Genomic DNA, 14,599 nt, shown 5'->3' with positions numbered 1-14,599 from the left:
TCTTATCTCAAATTTTAACCAATGAATAAATTCGAAAGCCGTTACGCTCAAAGTCCAAAGGAAGTTAAACAAATGGATACCGCATCTTTGCGTGAAAATTTTTTAATCGAAAACGTTTTTGAGGCTAACCAAGTTAATTTAACTTTATCTCATTTTGACAGGTATATAGTTGGCGGTGCAATGCCGGTAAATGGAAAATTGGCGCTCCCAAATCCCGATGATTTAAAAGCAAATTATTTTCTGGAGAGGAGAGAGTTAGGGATGATAAATGTTGGTGGAAAAGCCATTGTTACTGCAGATGGTGAAACTTTCGCACTAGAATATAAAGAGGCTTTATATATTGGTAAGGAAACTAAAGAGGTAACTTTCGAATCGGCTGATGCCGCTCAACCCGCAAAATTATATTTAAATTCTGCTCCAGCGCACCACAAATATCCAACAAAAAAAGTAAGCAAAGCTGATGCGGAAATTGTGGAGTTGGGTACACCTGAAACGGCCAATCATAGGGTAATTAACAAACTTTTGGTCAATAGCGTATTGCCTACTTGCCAATTGCAAATGGGAATGACGGAGCTGAAATCTGGTAGTGTTTGGAATACCATGCCAGCACACACCCACGATAGGAGAATGGAAGCTTATTTTTATTTTGAAGTTCCGCAGGGGCAAAGTGTTTGCCATTTCATGGGGCAGCCACAAGAAACCCGCCATATCTGGATGCAAAATGATCAGGCCGTGATTTCTCCAAACTGGTCTATACACTCTGGTGCAGGTACAAGCAATTATACTTTCATTTGGGGCATGGCCGGTGAAAATTTAGATTATAGCGATATGGATCACTGTGCCATTACAGAGTTGAAGTAGATTTATTTTTACTCGCTAACTGGGCGAAAGAAATTTGAAAGATTTCTCCACTTCTGTCGAAATGACGACTCTTTGATCAAAAAAAGTAATATCAATAAGAAAAGAAAAAATGTCAAACATATTTGATTTATCAGGTAAAACTGCATTAGTAACCGGTTGCAAAAGAGGAATTGGTAAAGCCATGGCTTTAGCTCTGGCAGAAGCTGGTGCAGATATTATTGGCGTTTCTGCAAGTCTTGAACTTGAAGGAAGCGCCGTAGAAAAAGAAGTAACCGCTTTAGGCAGAAAATTTTATGCCTATCAATGCGATTTTGGTAACCGCGAAAGCACGTTGGAGTTTACAGCGAAAGTTAAAGCAGACCATCCGGTGATTGATATTTTAGTCAACAATGCCGGGACCATTTTACGCAAGCCAATTGCAGAACATCCTGATGATATGTGGGATGAGGTAATTGCGGTTAATCAAACTGCTCCTTTTATTCTAACCAGAGAAATTGGTCGCGATATGATTGCCAGAGGCAGTGGAAAAGTGATATTCACCGCATCTTTGCTTACTTTCCAGGGTGGAATTACCGTTCCGGGCTATGCTGCAAGTAAAGGAGCAATTGGTTCATTAACCAAAGCTTTTGCTAACGAGTGGGCATCGAAAGGTGTAAATGTGAATGCGATTGCACCGGGTTATATTGCAACTGATAATACTACGGCGTTGAGAGAAGATCAGGATAGGAGCACTTCAATTCTTTCCCGTATTCCTGCCGGAAGATGGGGAACGCCTGAAGATTTTAAAGGCCCAACCTTATTCTTAGCTTCTAGCGCTAGCGATTACGTACACGGTACAATTTTAACCGTTGATGGCGGTTGGATGGGACGTTAAGGAGTCTGGAGTCAAAAGTCTTTAGTCCGGGGTCTGGAGTCCTAAGTAAGAAAAGACCGATGCATGAAATTGGAAGGTTAAATTTTCCAAGCCTCATACATCGGTTTTTAACTGTTTAAATTCTATGATTGGCTTAAGTAGGCTTTGTGTTGCTTCATATTCGCCTGAAGGCCTCAGAAGCTTTTCGCAGACTAAAAAAGGTTATAGATTTCTTTAATGTCCTTCAGAATATTTTCGAAATCGATTTTCAAGTCTATTAAACGTCCGGTATGGATATCAAAAACCCATCCCTGTACGGTCAGTCCGCGTAAAGTAATGGCTTCCTGAACAGCTGCGGTTTTAAGTAAGTTAACGCATTGTTCTTGAACGTTTAATTCGACTAATCGGTTGTAACGAACACCTTCATCTTCGATAGCATTTAACTCATCTTTATGAGTACGATAAACATCACGAATATTACGTAACCATGGGTTTAAAATCCCCATATCTGCTGGTTGCATGGCTGCTTTTACGCCCCCGCAATTGTAATGACCGCAAACAATGATATGTTTAACTTTTAGATGTCGCACTGCGTAGTTTAAAACAGTCATAACGCTTAAGTCAACGTTGTTTACCAAGTTGGCGATGTTTCTATGGATAAAAGCCTGACCCGGTTGAATGCCCATTAAATCTTCAGCAGTTACGCGACTATCAGAGCATCCTATATATAAAAACTCTGGAGTCTGTCCTTTGGCCAACTCTGTAAAATAATCAGGGTTATTTGCCAATTTTCTTCCGATCCATTCTTCGTTATTTTTAAAAACGTCTTCTAATTTCATGTGTTTTATTTTTAAATTTATAATATATTAAAGGTTAGAAATAGAAATTAATCCTGCATAAAACTAAAAAAAGATTTTCGGATTTCAGTGAGTTCATCCTCTGTAATCAGGTTGCCACTATTAAAATATTGATATCTTTTAAAATCCATCTCCAAATAAGTAGCGGTACGCATAAAGGGGGTAATAAATCCATCAGGTAAATCTCCATCTATTCCTACAGCTATTAATTGTACCGTTTTGCCTTTTAAATTTCTACCGACTTCTTTTTTTGTGGTTACCCAATCCGTTAAACGATCGAAGAAATTTTTCATTCTCCCACTCATCGCATACCAATAAACAGGTGTTGCAAATACAATATGTTTATGGTACAGCATCTCCTTTGCAAATCCTTCAAACTGATCTTCGGGTGGATAGCGATTATCGTAATGATAAGGCAGAAAATAATGCTCCAATAAATTGATCTGTTGGTAATCAAGCCCTTCCATTAACCTACTGATATATTTCTGAGTGTCTCCATTTAATCGGGCACTTCCGTTTATGATTAGGATTTCAGACATACCTGATAAACAAATATCCTATTCAAATGTTCAGTTGAATTTATTTAGAGCGCAAACGAGGGTCTGTTTATCAACCTCAACTTATTGAGTAAAATTAAAGCTAAGCGTGTCATCCTGCTCATTTTTAGCCTAAGCTTTCCAGCACTTTTTTCAAGCTTAGATCTTCATTTTTAGCCTTAACTTGTTGTAGCGTTCGGTTAAAGCTCCTCACAGAGATCCCCAGGTAAGCGGCCATATCTTCTTTCGAAATCAAAATTTGCTCTTCGGTTTGCAGCTTTAAAAGTTTTAATAAACCATATTCCAATGTATAAAGCTGCTGAAAAGAGGCCCTGGAACTGGTTTGTATAATCCTTGTTGATAACTCTTGTAACAGAATTTTGTTAAACTCGATGTTGTTTTCTATCAAGGAAATAAATACATGATCAGGGATGGCAAATACCATTATTTCGCTAATGGCCTCCACATTGCAAAGGCAGTCGATCTTTTTTATCGCTTCCAATTCTCCGGCAACTTCTCCTTTTCCCAAAAATTCTATAATAAAGTCTTTCCCATTTTCTTCGGAGATAAAGCATTTTGTAATGCCTTCTTTAATGATGTATATATTTTTGATTTTTTCTCCCTGCGTAATAAATCTGAATCCGGAGGGAAGGTCTTTAAAGTTATATTCGACGCCGTATTTTCCTCGACATAACGTTCGATGAAAGACAAAAAGATAAGGTTAGTACGTAACATAATTTACAATAAGGGACAAATGTCCTTTCTGATCGCGAAAGGTTGATTTACATTTGCAGCACTAAATTACTGTTATAACCATGAACAATCAAATTACGGTAATCGCATTTGATGCTGATGATACCCTTTGGGTAAACGAACCTTATTTCCGGGAAACGGAAGAAAAGTTTGCAGGCTTGCTGGAAGATTTTATGCCCCATCACAGTGTTGTTGCAGAATTGCTGAAAACCGAAATAGACAATTTGCCGCTCTATGGCTACGGGATAAAAGGGTTTATGTTGAGCATGATTGAAACCGTTTTGAGAATCACCGAAGGGAAGGTAAATCCAGAAGTAATCAACAAAGCCATACAGTTGGGGCAGGAAATGTTAAATAAACCGATTGAGTTATTGGATGGTGTAGAAGAAGTTTTGAAAGCACTACATGGCAAATATCGATTAGTTGTGGCCACCAAAGGCGATTTGTTAGATCAACAACGCAAGCTTACAAAATCTGGATTAGATCATTATTTCCATCACATCGAAATTATGAGTGATAAGCAGGAGCGAGATTATCAAAAATTGATGAAACACCTCGATTGCAAGCCAGAAGAATTTTTAATGCTCGGCAACTCGTTAAAATCGGATGTTTTACCGGTACTGGCAGTTGGTGGCCATGCAGTTCATATTCCCTTCCACACTACCTGGGTGCACGAGCGGATTGATCATACCATCGAACATCCTAACTTTTACCAAATGGAGCGTTTGGCTGATATTTTACCAAAATTAATTGAATGAAAGAAAAAATAGATATAAATACCTGGATCAGAAAAGATCATTTTGAATTTTTTAACGCTTTTGAGGAGCCATTCTTCGGTGTTACGGTAGATGTAGATTGTACATCAACTTATCAGGAAGCAAAGGAAACCGGCGTTTCATTCTTCTTGCTTTATTTACACAAATCGCTAGCGGCAGCTAACAAAGTTGAGGAATTTCGCTACAGAATTATTAATGGTGAAGTGTGGAAATACGATTCGGTGAACGCTGCTACAACCATCAATCGCCCCAACGGAACCTTCGGCTTTGGCTACATGGATTTCGACCCTGATTTTGATAAATTCAAAAACGAAGCGCTTAAGGAAATTGAGAATGTTCAACAAAGCATTGGATTAATTCCTTCATCATCTGGCGAAAACGTAATCCACTATTCAGCATTGCCCTGGTTAAATTTTACCTCGATGTCTCATGCAAGAAAATTTTCTTATCACGATAGTTGCCCTAAAATTTCATTTGGAATGGTAAGAGATGAAAATGGGCGCAAGGTGATGGGAATTTCAATTCATGTCAATCATGCTTTGATGGATGGTTTTCACGTATCTCAATTTGTGGATGAATATCAGTCGCTGTTGAATCAAAGATCAAGAAGTTAATATTTAGGTAATTACCACTTAATATCTGCAGGTTATTTTCGGTTAATGTTTCTAACCGCAGTTATAATCCCCATTTATATTGTAGCCACCATAGCCATGTGTTGTATGGGTTCTTTATTCAAAGCATTTATGTTTTGCATGTTATTAATTACCGCAACATTTTTGCTTTTTTTATTTATTCAATACCCGCTACCCTCCGCAATGAGCATTGTTTGTTTCATGAGTTTGTTTACCGTTAAACTGAAATTTTAATTTCATTTGGTTTAGAGAAAGTATTTGCTATTTTTGCTGGCGCAAGGAGATGTATTAATCATTTCGCTGGCAAAACACTGATCATTGGGAATTTGATCGATGAGTAATAAAAACATGGGGGATTAGCTCATTTGGCTAGAGCGCTTCGCTGGCAGTGAAGAGGTGATCGGTTCGAATCCGATATTCTCCACCATTAATTAAAGCCCCTTCAGGGGCTTTTTTTGTTTTCTATTACTGATTGGTATTTTTATCTAATCTACACGCCCCTATTGGATAAACCAGGATAAAATCGACCCCGCCTCACCTGCAATAGATCTGTCCTAAGTTTTTGATTGGCTGCGCACTTATAAATTGGCGAGAAGGGATGAATTGTATTGATATGGCCAAACATGATAAACAATTTGCGCAAACAAAAGGATCTTTCTATGGTTTAGATTAGGAATATTCATAATCAAACCCGTGAAAAAACTGTACCAATCCACAAATTTCCTGTTGGCTTTTGCCGTCATGACTGTTTTCTTTAACGCTCCGACTTTTGCACAGTCACAAACCGCCATGAATATGAAGGCCTATTCGGACTATAAAAAGGCAGATGCGGAACTAAATGTCGTGTACCAAAAGATCCTGAAAAGCTATGTGAGGGAAACTGCTTTTATTAAAAAATTCAGGAATGCACAGCGGCTCTGGATCCAGCTTCGTGACGCAGAACTGGCCGCAAAATACCCCAACACCGGAACCTATGGTTCGGTGGCACCCATGTGCGAATCGATATACCTGGAAACGCTGACCAGAGACCGGATTAAATTTTTAAAGGTATGGGTTACCGGAATTGAAGAAGGTGAAGTTTGCCTGGGCTCGGTCAGAATGAAATCATAGGCCTCCGGTCTTTTACTAAAGCATTAATCAACCTCTCAATTTCCTATACCTTTACCTAACACCAATAACAATGACTTTATACCAGCTCCTGAAACGATTCTTTTGTCTAATCTTACTGATCAGTATATTCACCTGCTGTAAGAAAAAGGAAGATGAACCCCAACCCGAAGTAGATATGCCAAGAGTAGTTACAGGAAAGCTGTACGGATCGCCTTTTACGGCAAAAGTGACACTGGAGCGTTATACAAAATTTAGTATGAACAACTACCGCCCCGAAGATCTGTTCAGTATATTCCTGGCAGGAGATGGATCTAGAACCTGTAGTTCACCATTGGGTGATTTTTCAATACGCCTGACAGTGCCCAAAAAGACAGGCACTTTTTCGGGCAATGATACTTATATCCTGGTTAATGATCCGGGCGACCCAAGTGGTCAGAATGGTTCATTATTCTCTTCTGAACAAACCATTATCACCATCAGTTCCATCACAGGAGATAAGGTGAGCGGCCAAGTTGATGTGAAATGGCCGGAACAGAATATTGATTTTAAAGGGCACTTTGAGGCTTACTACTGCAAATAAGAGGCGAGATATTTTCTGGCATATTAACGTAAACATCAGGATTTGTCCGTGAGATGTTCGTGTAAACATTAGATAAATTGTAGGTTCAGAAATCATTAGAGTATCTTTTGATACCACTTTAAAACTTTCTCTTTTTAGATGTATTAGCCAACTTAAATATTTTTGGTCATCGCGATTTGCGATCCAGGGCAATCATGCAAAAATGGCTGAATGAATTTTTAATCAGAAACAGACGTATAAATTTGTTTCCTGACTAAAATAAGTATCATTAATCTAGTGATAGATTCTTAGATTTTTATCGTTTATTTAACTCAGTTCGCCGGGGAAACTGTAGACACTTTAATGCTTTTCAAATTCATCATCTTTGAACTTTTCAGCTTCAATGTGGTGTTTTTCTGAACTGGAAAAAATACCTCAGTCATCGCTGTAAGTCCATCGTCTGCAAATAGTTCTACAGATGCTGCGTCAATAAAAATGACTATTTTTTTGTAATCTGCATTTGAAATCCGCGGTGAAAAATGCTTTTTAGCGAAATTTTTCTCAAATTCACCATCACCTGCATTACTACGGTCGATAAAATAGTCTTTGTTCTGTTCAAAACCGATAATTAGCTTCTGGTTTTTTCCATCTCCAAGCTCAATGCTGCAGTCATCCGTACCATTAACCCACATCTCAATCTTAGTACCTTTTCCTTCTACTAAACCTGCTGAAAGATCTAACGAATTGATTCCATTCAATCCATTACGTTCAAATACCACTTTTTCCAGTTTCGACAATGCATCAACAGGAGTAGAAGCAAGGTAAGTCTCTTCACCAACTTTTTTAAGTGATAAATCGCGGGGGAGGGTAGTAGCACCACGCCAGGTTCCGGTAGGTACTACATTGGCATAGTTCCAATTGTTCATCCAACCGATCAGCACTTTTCTTGTGCCCGTATTAGAAAAAGTAACACCCGCGTAATTGTCTGTACCATAATCCATCCATTTTTGCTTTTCAGAATCTGGCTTAAACGTTTTTCCGTCAAAATCTCCGGTAAAATACTGCGTGGCTGAACCACCGTTAGGCCCGCCCGGATTGATGCTTACCAGCAGCACCCAATGTGTTTTACCTTCAAGTTCGAGTGGGAATAAGTCAGGACATTCCCAAACGCCACCATGAGCACCCAGCTTTTCGCCAAACTCGCTTTCCTTGGTCCATTTCTTTAAATCAGGAGAGGAATAAAATGTGATCCGGTCTTTCGTAGCTAAGGTCATGATCCATTTTCCGGTAGCGGTATGCCACATTACCTTCGGATCTCTGAAATCCCAGATGCCCGGATTTGGGAGTACAGGATTGCCTTTATACTTCTTCCAGTTTTTACCCTCATCAAGACTGTAAGCGAGACTTTGATATTGATGAAGTCCTGTCTTCTGATCTTCAATTTTTTTGTTGTGATGAGTAAAGATTGCGGCCATCGCATTTTTACCAAATCCCGCCGTATTATCCTTATCTATTACCGCACTACCTGAAAATATAGTCCCCAGGCTATCCGGATACAATGCGATGGGCTGCTCTTCCCAATGGATCATATCCTTGCTTATTGCATGGGCCCAGTGCATAGGCCCCCAAACCGTGGAGTCAGGGTTGTACTGAAAAAATAGATGGTATTTTCCATTCAAATAGACCATTCCATTCGGATCGTTCATCCAATGCGCCTTAGGAGAGAAATGAAAAGCTGGCCTGTATTTTTCGATTTCGGTATTCTGTGCATTGGCGCTAACAGCGAAAAGACTGCACAGTATAAAGATCGCGGGTTTTATAAATTTATACTTCATAATTTATTATTTTAATTTTTTAGCAATGCCCGGTAAAAAAATTGCCGGGCATTTTAAATGCTACCATCCATTATTCTGCTTGTATACGCCGCCGCTAAAGTTGATCTGGTTCAAAGGAATTGGGAAATATTCATCTCTTCCTAAAGTGAACCTAGCATCTGAAAGGTGGCTTACTCTTGATTTTTCAAGCGTAAAATACGCATTCATAGTTTGGGAGGCAATACCCCACCGCACTAGATCAAAAAAGTGATAACCTTCTGTGGCAAACTCCAGCCTCCTTTCAAACCTTAATGCCTGCTTTGCAAAATCGGCTGTCCAGTCGCAGTTTACCCCAGGCTGATACGTTTGCACATTATAGTTTGAGGTTGGACTACCTGCAGCAGTTTTCAAAAGGTTTCGGCTCAGGTTTGCGCGGTTTCTAACCTGGTTGATCAATGGAACCGCCTCTAATGGCCGTCCAAGCTCTATAAGCGCTTCCGCCTTCCAGAGCAGAACATCAGAATAACGGATAATTTCCCAATTTTTGGAACTTCCGATGAATGGCGGAACTTTCTGAAAAGAAGGGTCGTCAGGAAGCACAGCCTCTTTCATACTGGCAAATGCATCATATATGGCAGGCGCCCTTGACCATGAACGCTGGAAAAGAAAGGTTGATTTGTATTTAAAGGGCGCACCTGGCCTGGCTACGGTATGGTCAAGGCGTGGATCAAATGAACTGCTTTGAAAATCTAAGGAAGCCGCAGCATCATTATTGTTGTAAGTAGAGAAAAGCGGCAAGCCGTTGTTTCCTGTTTTAAAGGCATTAATCAGATCGTGGCTGGGTACATTGAAACCGCAGCAGCCGTATTCCTGGTTCATCGGATAGTTTAGCGCATGCCCGTAATCCAGTCTACCCTTTGTCGTACCATCATCTTTTGAATACTGGATGGCGAAAACAGATTCCGGACTGTTATCAAAAGCAGCTAAAAAGTTATTGGCAAAATCGGTACTTAGGCTGAATTTACCCGATGCGATGATCTCATCACATAAAGCGTTTACTTCATTTAATTTAGAAGCATCAATACCGGTTACCGCATTATTTTCGCTTTGGGTGTAAGCCTGGTACAACAGTACTTTGGCCAGATAAGCTTTCGCAGCATTTTTATTCACCCTGCCTTTGTCAGCCTGATCTACCGGCAGTGCCGCTACAGCCGCCCTGAAATCATCTGCAATCTTTGTCCAGAGTACATCATTGCTCAACGCCCTGTTGGAAATTGTAGGGTAATCTGCCTTCGGTGTATTCTGATCGATGAAGGGTACATATTTGAAAAGGATTTTGAGCAGGAAGTAAAAGTGTCCCCTTAAAAACCGGAGTTCGCCCTGGCGCTGAACCTTGTTGGGATAATCAGTAGCAGACATGGCATCGACTCTTCTCAGCGCATCATTAGCACGTCCGACACCAACATACAACCTGAACCACACCTGGTCGATAAGCCCATTATCAGGTCTGTTCAACGAAAATGTCTCAAAAAGATGGAATTCCGAAAGATCACCGGGACCATCACCTCCTTTATAGGTATCTCCTCCACGGACACTTCCATAAGGCCACATACTGGAGTAGGGCGAGGTGTAATGATCATTTCCAAGGGCTGAGTAAGCCGCAATTACCATTTTATCAATATTCTCCGGAGTGTTCAAATCATCTCCTGAAACCACGCCCTGTGCTGGTTCGTCAAGGGCTTTTTCGCATGACAGGAAAAGCGTAGCAAAGAATGCAAGTGTATATATTAATTTTTTCATTTTTTCTATAGCTGATTTTACAATGTGATATTAACACCAATAGTTCCGACAACAGGAACAGGAAAACCATAATTAGGGATTTCCGGATCGGTACCGGTAAAGGCTTTGCTCTTGATGGTAAACAGGTTACTTCCTTGTGCGAATATTCTGAAGTTTTGTATTTTCATGTTCAGTGCCTTTTTCAGGTTATAACCAATCTGCAGGTTGCGTAGCTTGAGGTAAGATCCGTTCTCTATAAAATAGGTTGAGTACCTGCCCTCGTTATTGCGGTCAACCAGTGTGAGCGCCGGAATAGTTGAATTAGGATTTGAAGGACTCCAGGCATCAAGTGTCCTGCTGCCCCAGTTCGTACCTGTCCACAGCGAAGAAAAATCAGTATAAGTCTTGAAATCATTCGTTACGTCCACGTTGATGGCCTGAAGGAAAAAACTCATATCGAAGTTTTTATAGCTTAGCGAAACATTCAATCCATAAGTGAATTTAGGGCTGTTGTCACCTATAAAATCGCGGTCCAGATCGTTGATCACCCCATCATTGTTAAGATCCTTGTATTTAATCCTCCCTAATCCCTTCCCAGGTTGGTTTGCATAGGCATCTACTTCTGCCTGAGAGGTAAATAGGCCATCGGCAACATATCCAAAGTAGGAGTTTATGGGTCTTCCTAATACGTTTTTATCGGTGCCATTACCAGGATAGGATGCCAATACATCTTTGGGTAAATAGGTCACCTTGTTCCTGTAAAGCGAAAAGTTACCGGTCAGGCTGAAGTTAAAATCCTGGCCAATTTTGTCCTCATAAGTAAGAATCGCATCAAGCCCCTTGTTCTGTAGCGAAGCACCATTACTGTAGCTATTTCCACCGTCTCCAAGTACAGCCAGGTAAGCCGGACTGATTAAAATATCTGATGTTTTCTTAATAAAATAATCAACAGATCCGGTAAGCTTATTGTTCCACAAACCAAAGTCCAGACCAAAATTCGACTCTCTAAGCGATTCCCATTTCAGGTTATCGTTCCCTTGCTGGATAAGGGCAAAACCAGACGGCAGCTGGCCTGTACCCGCGCCGGTGATATCGTATGCAGTACCTTTGTCAAAGTCCCATGTTGGATCCGTACCGTAAATAGCGGAATACAGGGAGCGTGTGGCATTATTGGGGATTTCCTGATTTCCAGATCGGCCCCAGCCATATCTCAGTTTTAGATCAGAAAATAAACCTAAATCCTTTATAAACTTTTCTTCACTCATCCTCCAGCCCAGCGAGAAAGCAGGGAAGGTACCGTAACGGTTTTCTTTACCAAAACGCGACGATCCATCTCTCCTCAAGGTTACAGAGGCGATATAACGATCGTTGTAACTGTAGTTGACCTTTCCAAAATAAGATAACAGTCTGTTCCCGGCGCCACTTCCTCCATTGAGGGTATTTGTAGTTCCTGCATTAAGATAGGCATAATCGATATTTTCGAGCGCGAGCCCCTGTCTGCTTGCTGAAAACTCCTGGCTGATGTTTTTGATGTATTCCTGGCCAGCGAGTACCTCCAGGTTATGTTTATCCCTTGTGATTTTATAGTTCAGGGTATTTTGCCAGATGATATTGCCCTGATAAGTTTGTGAGTTGCTTACCTGGTTTGCAGGATCAGCCAAGAAGCCAGAAACATATGACTTCTTTAACAGGCGCTGATAACTCCCGTTATAGTCTACACCAAAATTTGTCCTAAAGTTCAGACCTGGAATGATCTGGTAGTCTGCGTATGCATTCCCAAAAAACCTGTAGAAATTGTAGGTATTCTGCTTATTGTCTTCTATAAGTCTAACTGGGTTTTGTCTGTCTGTCATTCCTGCCGCAGGACCTCCCCAACCTCCGTTCACTGTATATACAGGAACAACAGGTTGCTGTACGAGCGATGCGAAAAGAATATCGCTTGCCGGAATCTGGGCATTTCTGATATAGCTTGCCGAAAAATTCTCACCAATTTTTAGTTTATTATCGAGGTAATTATAATCGGAATTGAATCTTGCCGTATATTTTTGGCTTTGCGATCCCTTTACGATACCTTTGTTGTCATAATAGCCTAACGAAAAGAGACTGTTGCCCTTTTCCACGCCATTTGATAGCGCTGCGTCATAGGATTGAATGATTGAATTTTGCGCAATCTCATCAAACCAATACGTATCTGCAGCTTTCATAGTCTTTGCCGCATCAATATATTCAGGAAAGATTACACTGTTGAGTACCGGGTTGTTGAAATTATTGTTCCAGTCATACTGATAAATCTGGTTATTATTTGGGTTCGCCTTGTCGTTTACGGCTGCTTGCCAATAGGCACGACCCCGTTCCTCAGCATTAAGTGTTTTAAGCTTCGTTGCATAATTTTGAATGGATGTCGATGCATTGAAGTCGATTTTTGAATAACCTTTCTTAGCCTTTTTTGTAGTGATGATGATTACACCATTGGCAGCCCGAGACCCATAAATGGTTGCAGAAGATGCATCTTTTAGTACCTGAATGGATTCGATATCATTTTGGTTAAGCTGTTCAAGTCCGTTCTTAGTAGGTACACCGTCGATGACGTATAGTGGATCGTTATTACCAAGGGTACCAATGCCGCGAATTCTGACAGTGGCCTGGCCGGTTGGAGAACCATCTGTGGTAATGAGTACTCCAGGAACCCTTCCCTGTAAGGATTTTACCGCATTACCAGACGGGATGTCCCTGATCTTAGATACATCGACAACATTTACTGCCCCAGTAATGTCTTTCTTGCGTTCCTTTTGATAACCCGTAACTACAACCTCGTTTAGTTTATTGATCGCGATGTCAAGCTTAACTTTAAGATTGGTAGATTCTGCGGTAATTGGAATGGTTAACGGTTCTGCTCCGATATAAATAAACCTGAGCGACTGCCCGGTAGAAGCTTCGATTCTAAAACTGCCATTGGCATCCGTCGTCACTGTTTTCTGAGTACCTACGATTACAATCGTTACAGCCTCCAGGGGAACGGATTCATTGTCGGTGACAACGCCGCTGATTAGCCTGGTCTGGCCAAAAGCCAGGCCTGTTGCCATACAGGCCAAAAGCCAGGTAAGGAAAATTTGTCTCATAAAATTAAAATTTGGTTAGTATTATGGTGGGTTAAAATATTTGTTCAGTAAATTTTTTGTATTCGTCAATCTCGTATTCCGGGCAGCCTCCCTTTTTGGTTGCGATGAAAGCACCCATCCCAATTGCATTCTTTATGATGGTTTTTGGTGGCAGACCGATTTGATGACTGGCAATAAAGGCAGCCAAAAAGGAATCACCACTTCCAATGGTATCGTTAACCTTTACCTCATTTCCCCAAACATTGTAGGATTTATCATATTTATAGTACGAAGCACCAAACTCCCCTTTGGTTACAATAACTTCTGGAATTTTGAACCGGTCCTGGATAAATTTTACCTTCTCGGTTTCTCCTTTAAGTGATCCGCCAAACATGATTTGCACCATGCCAAGTTCCGCCTCATTAAACTTTACAATATCTGTTTTGGATAACAGATGACTTAACTGAACCTGATTGATAAATGGCGGGCGAAGATTAATGTCAAAGACTTTAATCGCATCTGTTTCCAATAAATTATAAAGGGTATTACGTGAGGTTTCATTTCTCGAAGCTAAACTCCCATATATAAGGTAATTAGATGGCTTTGCGTTCCTGGCAAAGTGTTCGCTTTGATCTATAAAATCCCAGGCCACCGGAAAAACGATCTCATAACTCACTTCATTTCCATTGTTCATTTTTGCAATAACCTGGCTGGTTTCATATTGCTCATCAATCTGCAGAAGCCCAGTATTTATTCCCCATTTTTCCATCAAATCGAATAGTTTCTGTCCGTTTTCATCTCTGCCAATCTTGGAGATCAGGCTTGTGCCCATGCCCAGCTTATTGAGGTGGTAGGCAACATTTAATGGTGCTCCTCCAGGCTGTGGCCCGTCTGGCAATACATCCCAAAGAATTTCTCCATAACAGGTGGCCGGAGTAGGGCTATAGTTTGACTTATTTATCATATTATTC

13 protein-coding genes and 1 tRNA gene are annotated in these 14,599 nt (G+C 40.6%); 7 read left to right on the top strand and 7 right to left on the bottom strand.

Annotated elements, in window-relative coordinates; all coding sequences use genetic code 11:
- The first annotated feature begins 21 nt into the window (after positions 1 to 21).
- Together kduI and OQZ33_RS10015 are read left to right on the top strand one after the other, a co-directional pair.
- Positions 22 to 861, top strand: a complete 840-nt coding sequence (gene kduI, locus OQZ33_RS10020; RefSeq protein WP_265798902.1) for a 5-dehydro-4-deoxy-D-glucuronate isomerase — start codon at positions 22 to 24, stop codon at positions 859 to 861.
- Positions 862 to 970: 109 nt separating this feature from the next.
- Positions 971 to 1,735 carry an SDR family NAD(P)-dependent oxidoreductase gene (locus OQZ33_RS10015; protein WP_265798901.1) on the top strand — a complete coding sequence of 255 codons (765 nt, stop codon included), beginning with the start codon at positions 971 to 973 and terminating at the stop codon, positions 1,733 to 1,735.
- A 191-nt stretch (positions 1,736 to 1,926) separates the two neighbouring features.
- On the opposite strand, the gene OQZ33_RS10010 is transcribed toward OQZ33_RS10015, so the two are convergent.
- The 3 genes from OQZ33_RS10010 to OQZ33_RS10000 all read right to left on the bottom strand — a co-directional run bounded on the left by OQZ33_RS10010 (position 1,927) and on the right by OQZ33_RS10000 (position 3,702).
- Entirely contained in the window at positions 1,927 to 2,553 is a 627-nt protein-coding gene (locus OQZ33_RS10010; protein WP_056848656.1) for a carbonic anhydrase, read from the bottom strand.
- Positions 2,554 to 2,600: 47 nt separating this feature from the next.
- Positions 2,601 to 3,110, bottom strand: coding sequence for a flavodoxin family protein (locus OQZ33_RS10005; protein ID WP_265798900.1), 510 nt, complete (start codon positions 3,108 to 3,110; stop codon positions 2,601 to 2,603).
- Positions 3,111 to 3,234: 124 nt separating this feature from the next.
- A complete protein-coding gene (locus OQZ33_RS10000) occupies positions 3,235 to 3,702 on the bottom strand; it encodes a Crp/Fnr family transcriptional regulator (protein WP_265799088.1) in 468 nt (155 codons plus the stop codon).
- A gap of 220 nt (positions 3,703 to 3,922) precedes the next feature.
- Between OQZ33_RS10000 and OQZ33_RS09995 the strand changes: the two genes are divergently transcribed.
- The 5 genes from OQZ33_RS09995 (at position 3,923) to OQZ33_RS09975 (ending at position 6,958) form a co-directional block, all read left to right on the top strand.
- Complete coding sequence (locus tag OQZ33_RS09995; RefSeq protein WP_265798899.1) at positions 3,923 to 4,618, top strand: HAD family hydrolase; 696 nt, start codon at positions 3,923 to 3,925, stop codon at positions 4,616 to 4,618.
- A complete protein-coding gene (locus OQZ33_RS09990) occupies positions 4,615 to 5,250 on the top strand; it encodes a chloramphenicol acetyltransferase (RefSeq protein ID WP_265798898.1) in 636 nt (211 codons plus the stop codon). The genes OQZ33_RS09995 and OQZ33_RS09990 overlap by 4 nt, the downstream gene beginning before the upstream one ends.
- 368 nt (positions 5,251 to 5,618) lie before the next feature.
- A tRNA-Ala gene (locus OQZ33_RS09985) sits at positions 5,619 to 5,695 on the top strand.
- Between the two features lie 266 nt (positions 5,696 to 5,961).
- Positions 5,962 to 6,378: a lysozyme inhibitor LprI family protein gene (locus OQZ33_RS09980; protein WP_265798897.1), complete on the top strand. Its 417-nt coding sequence runs from the start codon at positions 5,962 to 5,964 to the stop codon at positions 6,376 to 6,378.
- Positions 6,379 to 6,448: 70 nt separating this feature from the next.
- On the top strand, positions 6,449 to 6,958 hold the full coding sequence (locus OQZ33_RS09975) for a hypothetical protein (protein ID WP_265798896.1): 510 nt from the start codon (positions 6,449 to 6,451) through the stop codon (positions 6,956 to 6,958).
- 311 nt (positions 6,959 to 7,269) lie between these two features.
- Here the strand turns inward: OQZ33_RS09975 and OQZ33_RS09970 are convergent, their stop codons facing one another.
- The 4 genes from OQZ33_RS09970 to OQZ33_RS09955 are packed head-to-tail and all read right to left on the bottom strand — an operon-like array spanning position 7,270 to position 14,592.
- Complete coding sequence (locus tag OQZ33_RS09970) at positions 7,270 to 8,772, bottom strand: glycoside hydrolase family 32 protein (protein WP_265798895.1); 1,503 nt, start codon at positions 8,770 to 8,772, stop codon at positions 7,270 to 7,272.
- Between the two features lie 60 nt (positions 8,773 to 8,832).
- Entirely contained in the window at positions 8,833 to 10,551 is a 1,719-nt protein-coding gene (locus tag OQZ33_RS09965) for a RagB/SusD family nutrient uptake outer membrane protein (protein ID WP_055903852.1), read from the bottom strand.
- A gap of 17 nt (positions 10,552 to 10,568) precedes the next feature.
- Positions 10,569 to 13,649, bottom strand: a complete 3,081-nt coding sequence (locus tag OQZ33_RS09960; RefSeq protein ID WP_265798893.1) for a SusC/RagA family TonB-linked outer membrane protein — start codon at positions 13,647 to 13,649, stop codon at positions 10,569 to 10,571.
- A gap of 31 nt (positions 13,650 to 13,680) precedes the next feature.
- Complete coding sequence (locus tag OQZ33_RS09955) at positions 13,681 to 14,592, bottom strand: PfkB family carbohydrate kinase (protein WP_265798892.1); 912 nt, start codon at positions 14,590 to 14,592, stop codon at positions 13,681 to 13,683.
- Between the last annotated feature and the right edge of the window lie 7 nt (positions 14,593 to 14,599).

This window comes from Pedobacter sp. MC2016-05 (assembly GCF_026239735.1).
Taxonomy (GTDB): domain Bacteria; phylum Bacteroidota; class Bacteroidia; order Sphingobacteriales; family Sphingobacteriaceae; genus Pedobacter.
The sequence above is the reverse complement of the archived record's forward strand: the minus strand, read 5'-3'. Positions and strand labels throughout refer to the sequence as shown.

What these genes read in the sequence shown, in the direction of transcription:
- OQZ33_RS09990 (WP_265798898.1), top strand. Translation starts at nt 4,615, where the DNA reads ATGAAAGAAAAAATAGATATAAATACCTGGATCAGAAAAGATCATTTT.
- OQZ33_RS09965 (WP_055903852.1), bottom strand. Translation starts at nt 10,551, where the DNA reads ATGAAAAAATTAATATATACACTTGCATTCTTTGCTACGCTTTTCCTG.
- OQZ33_RS10005 (WP_265798900.1), bottom strand. Translation starts at nt 3,110, where the DNA reads ATGTCTGAAATCCTAATCATAAACGGAAGTGCCCGATTAAATGGAGAC.
- OQZ33_RS09970 (WP_265798895.1), bottom strand. Translation starts at nt 8,772, where the DNA reads ATGAAGTATAAATTTATAAAACCCGCGATCTTTATACTGTGCAGTCTT.
- kduI (WP_265798902.1), top strand. Translation starts at nt 22, where the DNA reads ATGAATAAATTCGAAAGCCGTTACGCTCAAAGTCCAAAGGAAGTTAAA.
- OQZ33_RS09995 (WP_265798899.1), top strand. Translation starts at nt 3,923, where the DNA reads ATGAACAATCAAATTACGGTAATCGCATTTGATGCTGATGATACCCTT.
- OQZ33_RS10010 (WP_056848656.1), bottom strand. Translation starts at nt 2,553, where the DNA reads ATGAAATTAGAAGACGTTTTTAAAAATAACGAAGAATGGATCGGAAGA.
- OQZ33_RS09975 (WP_265798896.1), top strand. Translation starts at nt 6,449, where the DNA reads ATGACTTTATACCAGCTCCTGAAACGATTCTTTTGTCTAATCTTACTG.
- OQZ33_RS09960 (WP_265798893.1), bottom strand. Translation starts at nt 13,649, where the DNA reads ATGAGACAAATTTTCCTTACCTGGCTTTTGGCCTGTATGGCAACAGGC.
- OQZ33_RS09955 (WP_265798892.1), bottom strand. Translation starts at nt 14,592, where the DNA reads ATGATAAATAAGTCAAACTATAGCCCTACTCCGGCCACCTGTTATGGA.
- OQZ33_RS10015 (WP_265798901.1), top strand. Translation starts at nt 971, where the DNA reads ATGTCAAACATATTTGATTTATCAGGTAAAACTGCATTAGTAACCGGT.